Source organism: Kineosporia mesophila (assembly GCF_021129235.1).
Taxonomy (GTDB): Bacteria; Actinomycetota; Actinomycetes; order Actinomycetales; family Kineosporiaceae; genus Kineosporia; species Kineosporia mesophila.
On record NZ_JAJOMA010000001.1, the window covers coordinates 213,505 to 231,949 of the forward strand.

The 18,445-nt window shown below is 70.4% G+C and carries 16 protein-coding genes; 3 read left to right on the plus strand and 13 right to left on the minus strand.

The genetic code is table 11. From position 1 onward, the window contains the following. Positions 1-6: 6 nt before the first annotated feature. Positions 7-366: a hypothetical protein gene (locus LR393_RS00935; protein ID WP_231480916.1), complete on the minus strand. Its 360-nt coding sequence runs from the start codon at positions 364-366 to the stop codon at positions 7-9. 322 nt (positions 367-688) lie between these two features. Here LR393_RS00935 and LR393_RS00940 point away from each other — a divergent pair, with 322 nt between their 5' ends. Then, positions 689-1,378, plus strand: a complete 690-nt coding sequence (locus tag LR393_RS00940; protein WP_231480917.1) for an HAD family hydrolase — start codon at positions 689-691, stop codon at positions 1,376-1,378. Here the strand turns inward: LR393_RS00940 and LR393_RS00945 are convergent. The 8 genes from LR393_RS00945 to kdpF all read right to left on the minus strand — a co-directional run bounded on the left by LR393_RS00945 (position 1,266) and on the right by kdpF (position 12,414). Next, complete coding sequence (locus LR393_RS00945) at positions 1,266-2,633, minus strand: helix-turn-helix domain-containing protein (RefSeq protein ID WP_231480918.1); 1,368 nt, start codon at positions 2,631-2,633, stop codon at positions 1,266-1,268. The two genes, LR393_RS00940 and LR393_RS00945, sit on opposite strands and share 113 nt — an antisense overlap. A 431-nt stretch (positions 2,634-3,064) precedes the next feature. After that, the gene (locus LR393_RS00950) at positions 3,065-4,276 is read right to left on the minus strand and encodes a geranylgeranyl reductase family protein (RefSeq protein ID WP_231480919.1); all 1,212 of its coding nucleotides are present in this window, start codon (positions 4,274-4,276) and stop codon (positions 3,065-3,067) included. Between the two features lie 99 nt (positions 4,277-4,375). Then, the gene (locus LR393_RS00955; RefSeq protein ID WP_231480920.1) at positions 4,376-5,044 is read right to left on the minus strand and encodes a response regulator; all 669 of its coding nucleotides are present in this window, start codon (positions 5,042-5,044) and stop codon (positions 4,376-4,378) included. Then, the gene (locus LR393_RS00960; protein WP_231480921.1) at positions 5,041-7,569 is read right to left on the minus strand and encodes a DUF4118 domain-containing protein; all 2,529 of its coding nucleotides are present in this window, start codon (positions 7,567-7,569) and stop codon (positions 5,041-5,043) included. Before LR393_RS00960 ends, LR393_RS00955 begins: the two co-directional genes overlap by 4 nt. Positions 7,570-7,572: 3 nt before the next feature. Beyond that, positions 7,573-8,424: a potassium-transporting ATPase subunit C gene (locus LR393_RS00965; protein ID WP_231480922.1), complete on the minus strand. Its 852-nt coding sequence runs from the start codon at positions 8,422-8,424 to the stop codon at positions 7,573-7,575. 12 nt (positions 8,425-8,436) lie between these two features. Then, positions 8,437-10,599 (minus strand): potassium-transporting ATPase subunit KdpB, encoded by a 2,163-nt coding sequence (gene kdpB, locus LR393_RS00970; protein ID WP_269326518.1) that lies wholly within the window; start codon positions 10,597-10,599, stop codon positions 8,437-8,439. A gap of 64 nt (positions 10,600-10,663) precedes the next feature. Next, positions 10,664-12,325, minus strand: coding sequence for a potassium-transporting ATPase subunit KdpA (gene kdpA / locus LR393_RS00975; RefSeq protein WP_231480924.1), 1,662 nt, complete (start codon positions 12,323-12,325; stop codon positions 10,664-10,666). Further along, positions 12,325-12,414 carry a K(+)-transporting ATPase subunit F gene (kdpF, locus tag LR393_RS00980; RefSeq protein ID WP_231480925.1) on the minus strand — a complete coding sequence of 30 codons (90 nt, stop codon included), beginning with the start codon at positions 12,412-12,414 and terminating at the stop codon, positions 12,325-12,327. Before kdpF ends, kdpA begins: the two co-directional genes overlap by 1 nt. A 433-nt stretch (positions 12,415-12,847) precedes the next feature. Here kdpF and LR393_RS00985 point away from each other — a divergent pair, with 433 nt between their 5' ends. Both LR393_RS00985 and LR393_RS00990 read left to right on the plus strand, forming a co-directional pair. Then, positions 12,848-14,107, plus strand: a complete 1,260-nt coding sequence (locus LR393_RS00985; protein ID WP_231480926.1) for a helix-turn-helix domain-containing protein — start codon at positions 12,848-12,850, stop codon at positions 14,105-14,107. Continuing rightward, a complete protein-coding gene (locus LR393_RS00990; protein WP_231480927.1) occupies positions 14,104-14,856 on the plus strand; it encodes a RibD family protein in 753 nt (250 codons plus the stop codon). Before LR393_RS00985 ends, LR393_RS00990 begins: the two co-directional genes overlap by 4 nt. 349 nt (positions 14,857-15,205) lie before the next feature. Here LR393_RS00990 and LR393_RS00995 read toward each other — a convergent pair whose 3' ends face one another. The 4 genes from LR393_RS00995 to LR393_RS01010 are packed head-to-tail and all read right to left on the minus strand — an operon-like array spanning position 15,206 to position 18,382. Continuing rightward, positions 15,206-15,958 carry a glycosyltransferase gene (locus LR393_RS00995; RefSeq protein ID WP_269326453.1) on the minus strand — a complete coding sequence of 251 codons (753 nt, stop codon included), beginning with the start codon at positions 15,956-15,958 and terminating at the stop codon, positions 15,206-15,208. Further along, on the minus strand, positions 15,955-16,512 hold the full coding sequence (locus tag LR393_RS01000; protein WP_231480929.1) for a class I SAM-dependent methyltransferase: 558 nt from the start codon (positions 16,510-16,512) through the stop codon (positions 15,955-15,957). The genes LR393_RS00995 and LR393_RS01000 overlap by 4 nt, the downstream gene beginning before the upstream one ends. 5 nt (positions 16,513-16,517) lie before the next feature. Beyond that, positions 16,518-17,285, minus strand: coding sequence for a PIG-L deacetylase family protein (locus LR393_RS01005; protein WP_231480930.1), 768 nt, complete (start codon positions 17,283-17,285; stop codon positions 16,518-16,520). Then, the gene (locus tag LR393_RS01010; RefSeq protein WP_231480931.1) at positions 17,282-18,382 is read right to left on the minus strand and encodes an acyl-CoA dehydrogenase family protein; all 1,101 of its coding nucleotides are present in this window, start codon (positions 18,380-18,382) and stop codon (positions 17,282-17,284) included. The genes LR393_RS01005 and LR393_RS01010 overlap by 4 nt, the downstream gene beginning before the upstream one ends. Positions 18,383-18,445: the final 63 nt, after the last annotated feature.

An 18,445-nucleotide genomic window follows, 5' to 3' on the forward strand; every position in this document is an offset into this window, starting at 1 on the left:
GCCGTGTCAGTGCCGGTGCCGGCTCTTGCGCTGGGAGTGGCCGTGATCTACCCAGTCCACCCAGCGGTCCGAGCGGTGCAGACCGCCGCGGGAAGGCTGCCCCCGGGCGACCTGGACCCGGAGAATGGCCGGCGACTGCTCGCTCGGGGTCACCGCGACGATGCCGGGCAGCGCCCGGATCATCCGGCCGGCCGTTCCGTCTTGCCACTGGTCGGCATTGGCGTGCAGGTAGACCACCAGCACGTCGGGTTCGATGACGTCTTCGCTGATGTCCAGCAGCGCCAGCCCCCGGCTGCGCAGCTCGCGGCCCAGCAGCTCGGCCCGCATCTCCATCTCGGCCTGACTGTTCGCGCGACCTTCGTTCATGCTCGTGATCAGCCCCCTCGCGACGAGCAATCCCTTGAACTCGGCCACCAGGAACCCCGGCGCGAAGGACTCCTGGGAGGGCGAGACCAGCGACGGGTGATGGTCCCCAACCGCTGGCCTCGCCGATCTAGGTGGCCGACCCCCGTTTGCTCGGCCACATCACCAGGGTCATACGGATGATGGGCGAAGTCATCTGTTCGATGAGGACAGGACGAATGTCCTCATTGCACCTTTGTGGGCGGGCAATGCTGTCCCACCGGCAGATCCAAGGCTCGGTGGGCTCGGTGGAAACAGCGGCAACAACCTGGGAGGAACGAGCAACATGATCCGTTCAGTGGTGTTCGACGTCGGCGAGACGCTTCTGGACGACACGTCGGAGTGGGGCCGGTGGGCGGACTGGATCGGTGTGCCCCGGCACACCTTCTCCGCCGTGATGGGGGCCGTGGTGTGGGACGGCCGCGACAACGGTGAGACCTTCGAGTACTTCCGCCCGGGCTTCGACCTGCCGGCGGAACGACAGCGTCGGGAAGAGGCCGGATGCGGGGAGAACATCAGCGAGACCGACCTCTACCCGGACGTGAGGCCTGCGCTCGCGGCGCTGCGGGAGGCCGGTTACTGGGTGGGTGTGTCGGGCAACCAGTCGGCCCGGACGGGAGAGCTGCTGCGCGCGCTCGACCTGCCGGCCGACGCGGTGACGGTGTCGGGTGAGCTCGGGCTGATCAAGCCGTCACCGGCCTACTTCGACTGGCTCGCCGGGTGGGCCCCCGGCGATCGGGACGAGATTCTGTATGTCGGCGATCATCGCGATTTCGATGCGATTCCCGCTCGGGCTCAGGGTTTTCGGGCCGCACTGGTGCGGCGCGGCCCGTGGGGGCACCTGTGGGCGGACGACGAGGAGGTCAAGCGGACGGTGGACTGGGTGCTCGGGTCGCTGACGGAACTGCCCGCGTTGCTCGGACCGTTGCTCGGACCGCGGGAACCGGCCGGGCCGGAGCCAGTACCTCACGGGTGAAGCCCTCCACCGCCGCGGCCCGCACCGGGCTGGTGCCGGCCAGAGCGGTGAGGGTGCTGTGCACGTCAGGGTCCACGCGCACGTTCTGGGGAGCGATCCGCTGCGCGGAGCGCAGCGTCTCCAGAACGTCGTCGTGACGCCCGATCGCGAACTGGGCGCGGGCCAGGTCGACGTAGAAGTGCGACCGGCGCTCGGCCGGCAGCGTCTCCGGGGGTGCCCAGCCCTCGGCCGTGTCGAGCGCCACCTGCGGGGCGTCCAGCTCGACGGCGGTGGACACCTCGTGGATGCGCACCGACTCCGGGCCGAACGCGGTGCCGGCCCAGATGCCCTCGGGGACCTGGGCGGCGGTGGTCCGGGCCTCGTCCAGGTGGTCCCAGGCCTTCTCCGGGAGTCCGGCCCGGGCGGCGGCGATCGCGGCCCGCATGTGCAGGGAGCCGTACTGCGCCAGCATCTCCTCCGGGCGGCCGTGGTCGCGCGCCTTCACCGCGTCGGCCGCACGCTCCAGCATGACGCGCCCGGCCCGTGGCTCGCGGCCGAGGAAGAACGACTCGGCGCGCACGTACGAGGTGGCGGCCACGCTGAACGGCTCGCCGGTCTGCCCCGCGGCCCAGCCCATGATGTGAATGAGCCGGCCGGACAGGTCGTGCAGCCCGAGCTTGGCCGCCACCGCGTCGGCGGCGCGCCAGGCCTGGACCAGCATGCGGGCCACCCGCTGGCGTTCCTCGTCGGTGCGCTGCTTCTCCAGGGCCCGGGTCAGCTCGGGGATCAGGGCGGGCAGGGTGCTGAGCAGTTGCCGGTACTCCGAGTTGAGCCGTTCGTCGATGAGAGTGTGTGTGGCGGAACGTAATGCGCCGACATCCCGGACCGGGCCGTCGTCGGGCAGGTCGTACAGGTCGGCCAGCCGGTGCAGGGCGCCGATGCCCGGGCCGTCGGCGGTGACCAGGCCGAGCCCGGTGTCCAGCCGCCGGGGCCGGGCCTCGATGCGGCGTTCGGCCAGGTCGAACTCCAGGGCCGCGGTCGCCAGCCGCACCAGTTCGCCCTCGGCGCCGAGCACGTCGTCGAGACGGCGCGCGACGTCGGGCTGCGGTCGCCGCTCGGCGCGTTCCATCTTCGCGATCAGGGTGCCGCTGACGTGAACGGTGCGGCCGAGCTGGGACTGTGCCATACCGGCCTGGGTGCGGTAGGCGCGCAGACGCGCACCGAACCGGGCAAGCCGGGAGGCATCGGGGTCGAGGTCGCGCAACGGCTGTGGCATGGCTGGCCTCCCATCAAAGGTCCAGTCGCAGCCATGCAGTCCGCTGTGTCAGCGTGCGCACGCTGCTGTCATCACAATATGCAACCCCGCACCAAAGGGTAAGTCCGAATTGGCCCTTTTTCGTGAAACCGTGACCCCTCCGACGTCTCCTCTGGCCACCCGTCCAAGGAAATTCCTACCGGGTTCCTCGCGAGTAGTCCGGCAAAGCCTTGATTGCCAGGCGTGTCGACGCTAAGTGCGGTTCGCGGGCCGGAACTTGGTGGGCGGGGCCGTGATGGGGCTCGAAGCTGTCCGTCATCGCGGCCCCGCCGGCAGCAGGGGGCAGTGTCGGGGTGCCTGCCGACACGGAGATACTGTCAGTCGCAGTGCGTTACGGGGCGACATCGGCAGTGACGAGAAGAGGACAGCGGGACTGTCCTCTTGGATCGGAATCAGGCGGTCCGGGGCACCGGCGCCCCGCTGAGCGAGCGAAGCAGCCAGCGGGCAGGGGCGAAACGCAGTACCCGGGCGACGTTCGTCTGGCCGCGCGTCAGGCGCTGGAACTCGCGCCAGCCCAGGGGGGTACGGGTCAGCAGGGCGTGCATGACCGACGGGTGTCGTTCGAATGCCTGCAGAAACACCCGGCCCGCCTCCATCTCCGGCCCCAGTTCTTCCGTGATGCGCACCGTGTAGTCGCGCACCATCCGGCTGAGATCGCCCATGCTGGGCGGCATCCCGGTCGGACCGGCGGCCTTCGCGGCACACTCGCCGGCGATCCGGCCGGACCGCAGGGCGAAGGAAATGCCTTCCCGGGTCCAGGGTTCCAGCAGGCCGGCGGCATCGCCGGCAACCAGTACCCGGCCCTGGCCGAGCGGGGAGTCGGTGGTGCGGCAGCGGGTCAGGTGGCCGGATTCGTGGATCACCTCGGCGTCGTCGAGACCCTGTTTCCGAACGAAATCCTTGAGGTAAGAGCGGGCTTCGTCGGACGTGCCGCGGCGCGCGATGACGCCGACGGTGATCGTGTCGCCCTTCGGGAAGACCCAGCCGTACGAGCCGGGGATCGGGCCCCAGTCCATGTGGATGCGCCCGGCCCAGGCGCGGGTGTGCTCCTCGGTGGCCCTCAGCTCGTACTCCAGCCCGAGGTCGACCTGCCCGAGCGTCACGCCGACGTGACGGGCGATGCGGCTGGCGCTGCCGTCCGCGCCGACCACATAGCGGGCCCGGATCGGCCCGACCGAGGTGGACAGCAGGGCGCCGTCGATGTCCTGGGTCACCGCCGTCACCGTGACCCCCGAGCGCACCTGCGCCCCCAGTGACACGGCGTGCTCGAGCAGGGCGGCGTCGAACTCGCTGCGGTCGACCAGGCTGAGCAGGCGCCCGCGGGACGAGCGCCCGGCCGCCTTCTCGCCGTCGGCGGTGAACGACGCCCGCCTGATCTCCTGCTTCACCGGCACGTCGAACCCGGCCAGCTCGGCCAGGCTGACACCGATCAGCCCGCCGCCACAGGTCTTGTACCGGGGGAACTGCGCACGGTCGACGATCAGGGTGCGGGCGCCCATCCGCGCCGCCGCCGCGGCCGCACTGCTGCCGGCCGGTCCCGCGCCGACCACGACCACGTCGTAGCCGATGCGATCGTTGTGCTGCTGGTTCCCGCTGACGCCCATTGGCGCATGCTAGCCAGATCGTCTGAATGCCCGATGGTGAGGAAGCCCTAACTTGCTGACAAAGATCCATTTCGTGATCAGGTAGAGATCTTTCCGGGCCTACGGCTGGAACCGGTACCCCATCCCGGGCTCGGTGAGCAGGTGCGCCGGGCGGGTCGGGTCGTCCTCCAGCTTGCGGCGCAGCTGGGCCATGTACTGCCGCACGTTCTGGGTCTCCGCCCGGTAGGTCGGGCCCCACACCTGCTCCAGCAGGTAGCGCTGGCTGAGCAGCTTGCCCGGCTCGGCCACCACCGCGGCCAGCAGCTGCCACTCGGTGCGGGTGAGGTGCACGTCCTCCGGGGAGATCACGTGCCGCGCCAGGTCGACCGTGTGCCGGCCGATCCGGACCTCGCCCGGCGTCTGGCCGGCGCCCTGGCGGCGGGCCACCACCCGGATCCGGGCCAGCAGCTCGTCCACACTGAACGGCTTGGTCACGTAGTCGTCGGCCCCGGCGTCCAGGGCGTGCACCTTGTCGTGGCTGTCGGAGCGGCCGGACAGCACGATCACCGGCACCTGGGTCCACTCGCGCAGCTGCCGGATCACCTCGACGCCGTCCAGGTCGGGCAGACCCAGGTCGAGCACCACGATGTCGGGCCGGTCCTGGCGCGCGGCGTCCAGGGCCGTCTGCCCGGTGCCCGCCGTGATCACCTCGTACTGCCGGGCCAGCAGGTTGATCCGCAGCACGCGGATCATCTGCGGCTCGTCGTCCACCACCAGGATCCGGGTCACGGCGCGGTCACCTGCACGAGGGTCATGATCATGGTCAGCCCGCCTCCCGGCGTCGTGTCGGGGGTCAGCCTGCCACCCATCGCCTCGGTCAGGCCGCGGGACAGGGCCAGGCCCAGCCCGACCCCGGTGCCGTTGTCCCGGTCGCCCAGCCGCTGGAAGGGAAGGAAGACGTCGTCCCACAATTCGGTCGGGATCCCCGGACCCCGGTCGATCACCCGGGTCTCCACCTCACCGGCGTGCGCGCTCACCACGATCATCGGGGGGCTGCCCGCCGGACTGTGCCGTAACGCGTTGCGCAGCAGGTTCACCAGCACTCTCTCGATCAGTACCGGGTCGCCGGTCACCTCCAGGAACTCCTCCGGCAGGTGCACCGCGATCTCCCGCCCGTCCGGGCCGAGCTCGTCCAGGGCCATGGCCACGGTCTCGGCGATGCTGGTCGGCTCCGGGTGCATGGCCAGCGCCCCGGCCTGCAGACGACTCATGTCCAGCAGGTTGTCCACCAGCCGGGTCAGCCGGTCCAGCGACTCCTCGACACTGGCCAGGAGCTCCTCCTGATCGTCGTCACTGAACCGGATCCCCGGCGTCCTCAATCCCCCCACCGCCGCCTTCGCCGACGCGAGAGGCGTCCGGAGATCGTGACTGACCGCCGACAGCAGTGCCGTCCGCATTCGGTCCACCTCCGCCAGCGGCCCCGCCGCGGCGGCCTGCTCCCGCAACTGCTGCTGACGCATCGCGACCACCGCCTGGGCGGCGAAAGCCTGCACCACGCGCCGGTCCTCGGCCGCGAGCGGATGACCGCAGAGCACCAGGGAGATCTCCTCGTCGACCAGAACCTCGGCATCGCCCTCGCCGGGCGTGGACAGCGGCCGGCCCACCGACGCGACCACCTGCCAGGCGCCCGGGTCGTGCTGCAGGTCCGGGCTCGGACCCGAGTCGGGCGTGCGCTGCAACAGCGTCGCGCCGTTGAACCGGAAGGTCTCGCGCACCTGGTCGAGCAGGGCCGGGAGCGGCTGGGCGCCGCGCAGCACGCTGCCCGCCAGGGTGGACAGCGTCTCCGCCTCGGCCCGCGCGCTCGCGGCCTCACGCGTGCGCCGCGCCGCGCGGTCCACCGTGGCGCTCACCGCCACCGCCACCACCAGGAAAACCGCCAGTGCCAGCACGTTCTCGCGGGTCGCGATGGTGATCGTGTGGAACGGCGGGGCGAAGAAGTAGTTGAGCAGTATCGACCCGGCCACCGCCCCGATCAGGGCCGGCCAGAGCCCGCCGACCAGGGCCACGATCACCACCGCGGCCAGGTAGAGCAGCAGGTCACTGCCCAGCGAGACCTGACCCCGCAGCTGGGTCAGCAGCGCCGTGAGCAGGGCCAGGCCCAGGGTCGCGACGAGAAGCCCGGCCAGCCGCCGGTTCCGGCTCAGGGCACTCTCGGCCTTGGGTACCACCCGGCCCTGGTGGGCCTGGGAGTGCGTGACCAGGTGCACGTCGATGGTGCCCGCGCCGTTGGTCGTGGTCACGCCGACACCGGGGGAGAGGAGGCCGGACAGCCGTCCCCGCCGGGAGACCCCCAGCACCAGCTCCGTCGCGTTCACCCCGCGGGCGAAGTCGAGCAGCGCCTTGGGTACGTCGTTGCCCACGACCTGGTGGTACGTCCCTCCCAGGTCTTCCGTCAGCGTCCTCTGGGCCACCAGGTGGGCGTGACTGCCCCCGCTCAGGCCGTCGTTGCGGGCCACGTGCACGGCCAGCAGGTCGGCCCCGCGCGAGCGGCTGGCCAGCCGGGCGGCCCGGCGGATGAGCGTCTCTCCCTCCGGGCCCCCGGTGAGCGCCACGACGACCCGCTCCCGGGCCTCCCAGGTGTCCGAGATGCCCTGCGAGGCACGGTAACTCTCGAGCTCGTCGTCCACCTTGTCGGCCAGCCAGAGCAGCGCCAGCTCACGCAGCGCGGTCAGGTTGCCGACCCGGAAGTAGTTGCCCAGGGCGGCGTCGATCTTCTCCGCCCCGTAGATGTTGCCGTGGGCCATCCGGCGCCGGATGGCCTCGGGTGCCATGTCCACCAGCTCGATCGTGTCGGCCCGGCGCACCACCTCGTCGGGCACGCTCTCGCGCTGCGGTACCCCGGTGATCTGCCGGACGATGTCGTTGATCGACTCCAGGTGCTGCACGTTGACCGTGGTCATCACGGTCAGGCCGGCGTCGAGCAGTTCCTCGATGTCCTGCCAGCGTTTGGTGTTGCGCGAGCCGGGCACGTTGGTGTGCGCCAGCTCGTCCACGAGCACCACCTCGGGGGCCCGGGCGATCACCGCGTCCACGTCCATCTCGGTGAACGTGGCACCCCGGTAGGTCACCGTGCGGCGCGGGAGCACCTCGAGGTCGCCGATCATCGCCTCGGTCTGCTCCCGGCCGTGGGTCTCGACGTAGCCGATCACGACATCGGTGCCGCGTTCGCGACGCCGTTGTCCCTCCTCGAGCATCTTGTACGTCTTCCCCACGCCGGGAGCCGCCCCGAGGTGCACCCGCAGCCGGCCGGCCATGCCCTACGCCTCGTCCAGGGCCAGGTTGAGTTCCAGCACGTCGACACCCGGCTCACCGATGAAGCCCAGGGTCCGGCCGTCGGTGTACTCGCCGATCAGTTTCCTCACGGCAGCAGTGTCCATCCCCCGCTCCCGGGCCACGCGCGCGACCTGCAGATCGGCGTAGGCCACGCTGATCTGCGGGTCCAGGCCACTGGCGCTCGCGGTGACGGCGTCGGCCGGCACGGCCGGGTGGTCCGGGGCGTCGCCCCGGATTGGCGTGGCCACGTAGCCGCTGTACTCGGTGTCCGGTTCGGCCGGCTCGACCTCGACGCCCTCGTACTCACTCACGAACGGCCGGGCCGGTGCGGCCTGGTTCAGGCTGACCACCTGGGTGATCCGGCCGGTGGCGCCGTCGGCCCGCCAGACCCCGAGCACGGCGCCGACCCCGTCGGAGGTGCAGTAGGGCCGGGACCCGTCCACACCCTCCAGCTCGCCGACGGCGAGACTGCGGGAGCAGACCTGGGTGAGCAGACTCTGGGAGGCGGTCTCCTCGTCCGTACTCAGGGTGTCGACGATGTCTTCCGGCCCGAGGTTGGACGCGCTGGTGGACAGCGGGTCGTAGCCGTCTCCGGCGGCGGACGGGCGGGACTGGAAGTACTGCGGCAGGGCCTGGCCGTCGGTGTCGGTGAAGGACTGGCCGATCAGCGCCGAGCCGACGGCCCTGCCGTTCTTCGCGAGCAGGTCGTGCTTCAGGCCGGGCAGCTGTCCCACCGCCGTGATCAGCAGGGGGTAGGCCAGACCGAGCACCACGGTCATGACCAGCAGGACGCGAAGGGCGGCGAGGTGCTGGCCGATCCACGAGGGGAGTCGCATTGTTCTGGTTCCTCAGGAGATTCCGGGGATGTTCGAGATCAGCAGGTCGATGACCTTGATCCCGATGAAGGGGGTGACGATGCCGCCGACGCCGTAGACCAGCAGGTTGCGGCGCAGCATCGTGGCGGCGTCGGAGGGCCGGTAGCGCACACCGCGCAGGGCCAGCGGGATCAGCGCGACGATGATGATCGCGTTGAACACGACCGCGGACAGGATCGCCGAGGTGGGGCTGTCCAGGCGCATGATGTTCAGCGTGTCCAGACCCGGGTAGACCGCCGCGAAGATGGCCGGGATGATGGCGAAGTACTTGGCGATGTCGTTGGCGATCGAGAACGTGGTCAGGGCGCCGCGGGTGATCAGGAGCTGCTTGCCGATCTCGACGATCTCGATGAGTTTCGTCGGGTCGGAGTCTAGGTCCACCATGTTCCCAGCCTCTTTCGCGGCCGAGGTGCCGGTGTTCATCGCCACGCCGACGTCGGCCTGGGCCAGGGCGGGCGCGTCGTTCGTGCCGTCGCCGGTCATCGCGACCAGCTTGCCGCCCTCCTGCTCCCGCTTGATCAGCGCGAGCTTGTCCTCGGGGGTGGCCTCGGCGAGGAAGTCGTCGACGCCGGCCTCCCTGGCGATCGCCTCGGCGGTGCGCGGGTTGTCACCGGTGATCATCACCGTGCGGATGCCCATCCGCCGCATCTCGTCGAAACGCTCTCGCATGCCGGGCTTCACGACGTCCTTGAGATGGATGACACCGAGCACCCGGGTGTGTTCGGCCACCACCAGCGGGGTACCGCCGGAGGAGGAGATCTCCTCGACGATGTCCTTCACGTCGTCCGGCACGTGACCGCCGTTCGCGCGGACCCACTCGATGACCGAGGCGGCCGCGCCCTTGCGCAGCTGCCGGTCGCCGAGGTCGACACCCGACATCCGGGTCTGGGCGGTGAACTCGATCCAGGTGGCGTCGCGCAGTTCGCCCGGCGACCGTTCCGGCAGCTGGTGCGCCTGCTGGGCGTGGGTCACGATCGAGCGGCCCTCGGGCGTCTCGTCGGACAGGCTGGAAAGCTGCGCGGCGTCTGCGATCTCGGCCACCGAGACACCGTGCACGGGGACGAACTCGCTGGCCTGGCGGTTTCCCAGGGTGATGGTGCCGGTCTTGTCCAGCAGCAGGGTGCTCACGTCGCCGGCCGCCTCGACCGCACGCCCGGACATGGCCAGGACGTTGCGCTGCACCAGCCGGTCCATGCCGGCGATGCCGATGGCCGAGAGCAGGGCGCCGATCGTGGTCGGGATCAGGCAGACGAGCAGGGAGACCAGCACGATGCCGGTGACCCCGTCGTTGTTGAGCACCGCGTCGTCCGGGCCGAAACCCTGCTCCCGGACGGCGAACACGGCCATCGGCTGAAGGGTCGCCACCGCCATCAGGAAGATCACGGTGAGCGAGGCCAGCAGGATGTTCAGCGCGATCTCGTTCGGCGTCTTCTGCCGGTTCGCGCCCTCGACCAGGGCGATCATCCGGTCGACGAAGCTCTCACCGGGCTTCTGCGTGATCCGCACGATGATCCGGTCCGACAGCACGCGCGTGCCACCGGTGACCGCGGACCGGTCACCGCCGGACTCGCGGATGACGGGCGCGGACTCGCCGGTGATCGCCGACTCGTCGACGCTGGCGATGCCCTGTACCACTTCGCCGTCGCCGGGGATCACCTCGCCGGCGTCGACCACGACGAAGTCACCGAGTTGGAGTTCCGGTGCCCCGACGGTGTGCTCGTCGATTTCCGGGGAGTCGGGATTCCAGTTGCGGAGCTTGCGACCGACCGTGTCCTGCTTGGCCTTTCGCAGGGTGTCGGCCTGCGCCTTGCCCCGCCCCTCGGCCACCGCCTCGGCCAGGTTGGCGAAGAGCACGGTGAGCCAGAGCCAGACGGTGATGACCCAGGAGAAGACGGACGGGTCGGTGATCGCCAGGACGGTGGTGAACACCGAGCCGATCTCGACGATGAACATGACCGGGTTGCGCCACAGGGTGCGGGGGTCGAGCTTGCGCAGGGCGTCGGGCAGCGAGGCCCAGAGCTGCTTCGGGTCGAGAAGCCCGCCCTTGATCGTGGGTTTCGTGGGTTCGGGGGGTGCTGGGGTGTCAATGATGGACGTGGTTGTCACCGGGGGTCCTTCGGGGGAGGAAAGTTTCATGATCACCGGGGAGGGCTGGCCTGATCACGGAACCTTGGTTCGTGATCGTGCGAACCTTCCCGGTTCAGCTCAGGCCCTCGGCGATCGGCCCGAGGGCCAGCGCCGGGAGGAAGGTCAGGGCCACGACGATGACGACCACGCCGACGAGCATCCCGACGAACAGGGGCTGGTAGGTCTTCAGCGTCCCGGCCGACTCGGGCACGGGTCGCTGCCGGGCCAGCGATCCGGCCAGGCCGAGCACGAAGATGATCGGTAGCAGCCGGCCGAGCAGCATGCAGATGCCCAGGGCCGTGTTGTAGAAGCCGGTGTTGGCCGACAGACCGGCGAATGCCGAGCCGTTGTTGTTGCTGGCGGAGGTGAAGGCGTACAGCACCTCGGAGAAGCCGTGGGAGCCGGAACTCAGCATGGAGTCGCGGGCACCGGGCGTGGCCATCGCGACCGCGGTGCCGACCAGGACCAGGGCCGGGGTCGTCAGCAGGTACAACGAGGCGAACTTGATCTCGCGGGAGCCGATCTTCTTGCCCAGGTACTCCGGCGTGCGACCGACCATCAGGCCGGCCACGAACACCGTGATCACGGCGATCACCAGCATCCCGTAGAGACCAGAGCCGGTTCCGCCGGGAGCGATCTCGCCGAGCATCATGTTGAGCATCGTGAGCCCGCCACCGAACGAGGTGTACGAGGAGTGGAACGAGTCGACCGCACCGGTCGAGGTCAGGGTGGTGGCCGCGCCGAAGGTGGCCGACTGGAGCACGCCGAAGCGGGTCTCGGTGCCCTCGGTGGCGGCGCCGACCGCGGTCGGCACGGTGCCCAGGGCCAGGCCGTTGCTCAGGTTCAGCAGCGCGACACTGGCGATCGCGATGGTGCCCATCGCGGCGAGGATCGCGTACCCCTGCTTGTTGCTGCCCACCATCCGGCCGAAGGCGCGCGGCAGGGAGACGGGGATCAGCAGGATCAGGAAGATCTGGATCCAGTTGGTCCAGCCGGTGGGGTTGGACAGCGGGTGGGCGCTGTTGACGTTCCAGAAGCCACCGCCGTTCGTGCCCAGCAGCTTGATCGCCTCCTGGCTGGCTGCGGGCCCGCCCGGGATCGTCTGGGTGCCGCCGGTCAGCGTGCTGATCTCCTGGCCCGAGGAGAAGTTCTGCGCGGCCCCGGCGGCGACGAAGACGATCGCGGCTACCACGGCGACGGGCAGCAGGACGCGGAAACAGATCCGCACCAGGTCGACCCAGAAGTTGCCCAGGTGCTCGGTGCGGCTGCGGGCGAACCCGCGCACCAGGGCCACGCAGACGGCGATGCCGACGGCGGCGGAGAGGAAGTTCTGCACCGCCAGGCCGGCCATCTGCACCAGGTGACCGAGCGTGGACTCACCGCTGTAGGCCTGCCAGTTCGTGTTGGTCATGAAGCTGACGGCGGTGTTCCAGGACAGCTCGGGCGGCACGTCGTCGAAGCCCAGGGACAGCAGCAGGTGCCCCTGGAGCCGCAGGAAGGCGTAGAGGAGGAGCAGCGAGATCGCGGAGAAGGCGAGCACGCTGCGGGCGTAGATGCCCCAGGGCTGTTCCGCGGCGGGGTCGACCCCGATCACGCGGTAGACGCCGCGTTCCACCCGGGAGTGCCGGGTCCCGGTGAACACGCGGTACAGGTGGTCGCCGGCCGGCCGGTACGCCGCGGCCAGCACGACGACGAGCGACACCACGAAGAGGACGCCCGCTGTGGTCGCGCTCATCAGAACTTCTCCGGGAAGAGCAGGGCCGCCAGCAGGAAGACGGTCAGGCCGACGGCGATCACGAGGCCGGCCAGGTTCACGAGGGTCACAGTCGTTCCACCCCTCGGACGATCAGGGCCAGGGCGCCGAAGAGCGCCACGGTCACCACCAGGTACACCAGGTCAAGCACTGCTATCCCTCACTTGGCTCGCTCCGTCCGGCTTCCTGCCGGACTGGTGCAAGCACATCTCCGCACGATCGGGAAGAGCAGATGCGTTGACGGTTTCTTGACGGATCTTGCAGAGATCCCGACAGCTTCTTGACGCCGATCCCTACGGGTCGTTGAACATCGGTTTGACCTGGGGTGATCCAAAGCACAAACGGTTGCGGAGAGCGGGGGACTCGAGCTGGCATGCGGCCTCAAACGTCCCTCTAAGTAACCGTCAGTCACGTGTCGTTACGGATATGGCAGTGGCAATGCAACGGCTATGGGGAATCGATCAAAGCCGACTTAACCTGATTCGGGATTTCGGGAACCGGCTCGTGCCCACGAAGCAGCAGCCGGTCCGTGCGGAAAAGGGTGGTCGTGTGATCGCGGTGGAGCGTTGGACAGGACGGGAGACCCGGGCACTTCGCCGGGCTCTGCGGATGACGGTCATCGGGTTCGCCGACCACCTGGGCGTCGCCGTGCGGACGGTGAGCAACTGGGAGTCGCGCGGCGCCGACATCGAGCCGCTGCCGGAGATGCAGGCCGCGCTGGACACCGCGCTGAGCCGGGCCAGCCGGGAGTCGGTGCACCGCTTCCAGGCCTTCCTCGGCACCGGTGAGCCGGCCGACTTCGACGCCCTGCCGCTGCCGGAGGGGCGCCGCGGTTCCGTGCGGCCGTCCCTGCCGGTCAGCGCCCAGGTCATCGACGAGCTCACCACTCTGCGGGCCTCCCTGGTCCGCTCCGACTCCATGCTGGGCCCGGGTCGCCTGATCGCGACGGTGGGGGAGCAGATGTCGAACGTGCAGGACATGCTGGGTTCCGCACGGGGGGACCTCAGACACCGCGTGTTCGACCTCGCGACCCTCTACGCGGAGTTCCAGGGCTGGTTGTTCGAGGACGCCGGGCAGTCCGTGCGCAGCGTCGTCTGGACCGGGCGCTCCGTCGAGTGGGCCCAGGCCAGCGAGAACACCGACCTGGCCGCGTACACGCTGATGCGCCGGGCCCAGCAGGCAGCCGCCCAGCAGGAGTCGTCACTGGCGATCGGGCTGAGTGAGGCGGCCGAGCGGCGGGCCGGGTCGGCCCCCCGCATCCGCGCCGCGGCCGCCCAGCAGCGGGCCGTGGGCCTGGCCATCGAGGGCGACGGCACCGGTGCCCTGAGCGCGATGGACGACGCGCTCGAGCTGGTGCAGGACGATCCCGGCCCGGAGCCGGGCGACCCCTGGTCGCTGGCCGAGTGGTGCACCACCGACTACGTGACCGCGCAGCGGGCGAACGTGCTGATCACCCTGGGCAAGGCGCAGGAGGCCGTGGACTCCTACGACCGGGCGCTCACCGAGTGGCCGCAGGAGTACCGGCGGGAGCGGGGGCTGCACATGGCCCGTAAGTCCAAGGCCCTGGCCATGCTGCGCCGCATCGACGAGGCCGTGGACGTGGGCAGCCAGGCCCTGGAGATCGGCGTGGACACCGGCTCGCGGCGCACGCTCGACGAGCTCCAGGCGATGACCGACGTGGCGGCCGACCAGGACATCGCCGACCGCCGGGTGATCGAGTTCGGCGAGTCGCTGGTGGGGGCCGTGCAGGCGGGGGCGCGATGACGACGCTCGCGGTGTCGATCGACGAGCTGGTCGGCCGCGACGAGTGGGCGGCGGTGAACGAGCAGGGTCGCCCCTTCGTGGTCTACAAGTTCGCGGCCACGCTCGACGGGCGCATCGCGGCGGCCGACGGCACCAGTCAGTGGATCACCAGTGCCGCCAGCCGGGCCGAGGTGCACCTGCTGCGGGCCGGGTGCCACGCGACCGTGGTGGGCTCGGGCACCCAGCAGGCCGACGACCCGCATCTGGCGGTGCGGGGTCGTGACGATCCCCGGCTCGACCTGTCGTCGGTGCCGACGGCCGAGCAGCCGTACCGGGTGGTGGTGGACACCAACGCCCGGACCACTTCTGAAGCGCGAGTTCTCGACTCCTCGGCGCCCACCCTGATCGCAGTGGCCCCGGACGCCTCGACCGATCACCTGACCGGATCGTCCGCCGAGGTCCTGCGGATTCCCCGATCCTCGCAGGGGCTTTCGGTGCCGGCACTGCTGGAGGCGCTCTACGCGAAGGGAGTTCGGGGGCTCTTCCTGGAGGGCGGGCCCACGCTGGCCGGCTCGTTCATCGCCGCCCGGCTGGTCGATCGCGTGATCAACTACGTGGCGCCGGCGCTGCTCGGGTCGGGCAAGAGTGGTCTGCTCGACGCCGGTATCGGCACGATGGACGACATCCTGCGCCTGGAACTGCTCGACATCGCCCGCTCCGGGCCGGATCTGCGGCTGGTGGCCCGTCCTTGCACGGGTGCGCAAGCCTGATCGCGTACGCCCGTGGCGATGTCGTTGCCGTTCTCACTGATCACGGTGATCCCGGTGACGGTCGGCTGCGCCGGGTAGGTCAGGTCGGCGGCGGAATCGCAGACCAGGAGGGCCAGATCGGCCTCGTCCTCGTTCAGCGCGGTATTCACCGAGACGCCGGAGCAGTCGGGCAGAACCTCGATCTGGGTCACCCTCGGGTCACTCATCGTCTCGGCCAGATCGGTGCCGGTCACGCAGTCGGTCGGGATCACCCCGGCCGACGGGGTGGGGGCCGGCGGGGTCTCGTCACCGGTGTTGCTGCAGGCCGTCAGGGTCAGGAGGGCCAGGCCGATCAGGAACCCGGGGGACTTCATGGGCGTGAGCGTAGTGCCTGCCTCGGAACCCCGGCGTGCGTCGCCCGCAGCCGGCCGAGCAGTTCGCCGAGACCGCCGGGGGCGCGAGGGGTGTCGCGACCGCTGGTGGTGACCACGTTGTCCGGGACCGGCACGACGGGCCAGTGGTTGTGGCGCAGGGCCTCGAGCAGGGCATGCTCCTCGCCGGGCACCTGGTCGGGCCAGCCGCCCACGTCGAGGTAGGCGTCGGCGCGGACCGCGAGGTTGGCCGCGTAGGCGTGCGGGCCGGTGGTGCGCATCAGGTGGTGGTAGGCCTCGTGGGCGTCGTCCTGGGTGTTCTCGTTCTCACATCCGGAGACGTGCACCAGGCCGGTGAGGGCGGCGGTGCGCCGGTCCATCCGCCGGCGGTAGCGGTCGATCCAGTCGGCCGGCACCCGGCTGTCGGCGTCGGTGGAGAGCAGCCAGGTGCGGTCGAAGGGCACGCCGTAGGCCGCGAGCAGGTAGAGCCCGGCCATCGTGCCGGTCGATCGCGCGGTGGCCACGCTGCCCCGGTCGAGGCGGACCACCATACCTTCGACCAGGCCACTCAGCTTCGAAAAACGTTTCCGGACGACGGTTTCGGTGTCGTCCGAGCAGTGGTGGGCGACCAGGACGATCGCCACCGGCACGCGGTTGCCGGAGACCGCGGTGATGACCGCGTCGAGACAGTCGCCGACCAGGTCGGCTTCGTTCATGGCAGGAATGATGACGGCGAGAGCTTCGGGTTTCATGGCTTTCTGAAGACATCGAGGACGAATTCCTCGTCCCGGTGGGAGATCAGGTGCCGCCACCCTGGCTGGGAGCGTAACCAGACGTGGGTGTCCTCCCCGGACAGATGAGTGTCGTCGGACGCGTGACGCCAGTGCACGACGATCAGGTCACCCCCGGGGTCGAGGGCGGTCCAGGCCTGCGACAGCGTGCGTTCCCGGTCGGGAAGGGGCAGGTAGTAGAGGATCTCGGAGAGAACCACGAGGTCGGCGGACGGGGGAGGTGGTTCGGCGGGTAATTGATGGACGTTCCACTCGGCGTTCGGGGGAACGTCACCGGAGCGCGCGGCGGCGATCGCGGTCGGGCTGGCGTCGGAGGCGACCACCCGGTCGGCGCGGGTGGCCAGACCCCGGGTGAGCACACCGATCGAGCACGCGGGTTCCCAGGCCAGCCGGTATCTCTCACGGGGCAGGCAGGCCAGGGTGATCGCGTACTTGCGCTGTTCGTACCAGGAATCGCGGTAACCCCAGGGATCGATGTCTTCCTGATAGCGCTTCTCGAAATCGGTCTCACGCATGGCGTCTACGGGATCCTCGGCACGAAGAACGGCTCCAGGCCGTCGGCGAAAAGCTCGAGCACGTGGTCAGGCAGGACCGGACCGTAACCGCTGAACGGGGAACGGATCTGGCTCTCGTGCGCGAGGATCGCCCGGCGCTTGGCCTGACGTTCCGCGGCCGACAGGCACACCACGGTCAGCGTGGCGTCGTCCACCCGGGCGTCGTCGGGCTGGACCGAGTGCCGCATCCAGATCGGGTACTGCCACAGTTCGCGCCCGGCGCGGGTCGCGGCGATCCGGGCCGCCCGGCCGACCGCCTGGTGATCGGGGTGCGGATCGTCGGGCCAGGGCGCCAGCACCAGGCCGTCCGCGGGCAGGAGATCGGTGAACCGGTCGGTCAGCTCGTCCTCGTGCGCGGCCGCCTCGCCGTCGGGGATGTCGAGAAAGATCGGCTGGGCGCCCTTCTGACACAGCTCGCGGATCGCGGCCCAGGTCTCCCGGCGGCGGGTGCGCGCCAGGTCGTGCCGTTGCGCCGGGTCGGCGCCGGGGTAGCCGGCGGCGCCGTCGGTCACGATCACGACGGTGGGGGTGCAGCCGGCGGTCGTGAGCCGGTGCAGCAGGCCGCCCGCCCCGAGTGACTCGTCGTCGGGGTGCGGGGCGATCACCGTCACCGGGCGGCCCGCGACGATCGGCAGCAACCGGGGAGTGGGGGCCGCCTCCAGCTTGGGCCGCCACAGGCTCGCCGGCAGCCCGCGGGCGGTGACCTCGGTATGGACCTCCATCTGATCGGTCACCGGAACGTCCTCCCGAGCAGTGTTCCGGTCTCGACCAGGTGGGCGCCGATCTGCTCGTAGTCCGCCTCACCGTGGTGCTGGCGCACGTAGATCTCCAGATCGGCCAGGCGGTGGGCGATCTCGCCGTTACGGCAGAGGCCGTTCGGGCCGGTGACCCGAGGGGCGCGGGTGAGTACCTCCAGCACCGCCAGTTCCACCGCGGTGCGGGCCGCGGTCATGTCGGCCAGGCTCAGCGGCTGGCCGGCCAGACTGGTCAGCAGGGCGTCGGCCGAGCTGATCGCCACGGCCATGGCGCCCAGGTGGGCGAGCTGATGGGGGTTCGCCGCCCGGGTCTGGTTCCGGAGCAGGCTGTGGAGCAGACCGTGGGCACCGCCCAGCCAGACCGCGGCCACCCCGGCACCGCCGAGGGTGAAGCCGGGCCGGTCGAGGTAGAAGCCGGGGCCGCCGACCGCCGCGTCCCGGGGGACGGGCAGGTCGTGCACCTCGATGTCGACGCTGCGGCTGGCGTCCATGCCCAGCGACGGCCAGGTGTCGTCGAGGCGGGCCAGGTGACGGGAGCGGACATCGATGTCCACGAGGACCTTGCCCTCGTCGGTGGAGACCACCGTGAGGGCGCGGTCGATGAACCAGGCGCCGGAGCAGAACCGCATGGTGCCGTTGACAGTCCAGCCGGTTTCGCCGGTTTCGCCGGTTTCGCCGGTGGTGGTCGATGCGGTCAGGCCGGTTCCGCCGGAGGCGGAGGCCCAGACTCCGTAGACCGCGTCCGGCACCGGCGCGCGGCCGGCCTCGTGCAGGATCCGGACAGCGTCGATGTGTCCCTCGGCCAGCCGGGCCACCGTCAGGTCGGCGTGGCCGAGCGCGGCCAGCGTCTGCCAGAGCGGCAGCAGCGGGCCGGTCGGCAGTTCGTCCCCGAGCGTCAGCACCACGGTGCGGACGGCGTCGGCGACCCGGTCGGCCGCGTCCGGGGCGGAGCGGTCGACAGCTTGCCCCTCGACGACGGAGAGCAAGGTGTTCGGCCCGGCGCCAAGCCACGAGAAAAGGTTCGTTGCAGCCCGGCCCGGGGGTGCGGTCAGGGTCGGATCTGTCAGCACTCCCACGCGTTGAATCCTGAACCCCGTGAGGTGATCCGGCCCGTCCAGATGTCCCCCACGGCCGGTGGG

Bases quoted from the DNA above. Each gene is read 5' to 3' on its own strand.
- LR393_RS00935 (WP_231480916.1), bottom strand. From the start codon at position 366: ATGAACGAAGGTCGCGCGAACAGTCAGGCCGAGATGGAGATGCGGGCC.
- LR393_RS00940 (WP_231480917.1), top strand. From the start codon at position 689: ATGATCCGTTCAGTGGTGTTCGACGTCGGCGAGACGCTTCTGGACGAC.
- LR393_RS00945 (WP_231480918.1), bottom strand. From the start codon at position 2,633: ATGCCACAGCCGTTGCGCGACCTCGACCCCGATGCCTCCCGGCTTGCC.
- LR393_RS00950 (WP_231480919.1), bottom strand. From the start codon at position 4,276: ATGGGCGTCAGCGGGAACCAGCAGCACAACGATCGCATCGGCTACGAC.
- LR393_RS00960 (WP_231480921.1), bottom strand. From the start codon at position 7,569: ATGGCCGGCCGGCTGCGGGTGCACCTCGGGGCGGCTCCCGGCGTGGGG.
- LR393_RS00965 (WP_231480922.1), bottom strand. From the start codon at position 8,424: ATGCGACTCCCCTCGTGGATCGGCCAGCACCTCGCCGCCCTTCGCGTC.
- kdpB (WP_269326518.1), bottom strand. From the start codon at position 10,599: ATGAAACTTTCCTCCCCCGAAGGACCCCCGGTGACAACCACGTCCATC.
- kdpA (WP_231480924.1), bottom strand. From the start codon at position 12,325: ATGAGCGCGACCACAGCGGGCGTCCTCTTCGTGGTGTCGCTCGTCGTC.
- LR393_RS00990 (WP_231480927.1), top strand. From the start codon at position 14,104: ATGACGACGCTCGCGGTGTCGATCGACGAGCTGGTCGGCCGCGACGAG.
- LR393_RS00995 (WP_269326453.1), bottom strand. From the start codon at position 15,958: ATGAAACCCGAAGCTCTCGCCGTCATCATTCCTGCCATGAACGAAGCC.
- LR393_RS01000 (WP_231480929.1), bottom strand. From the start codon at position 16,512: ATGCGTGAGACCGATTTCGAGAAGCGCTATCAGGAAGACATCGATCCC.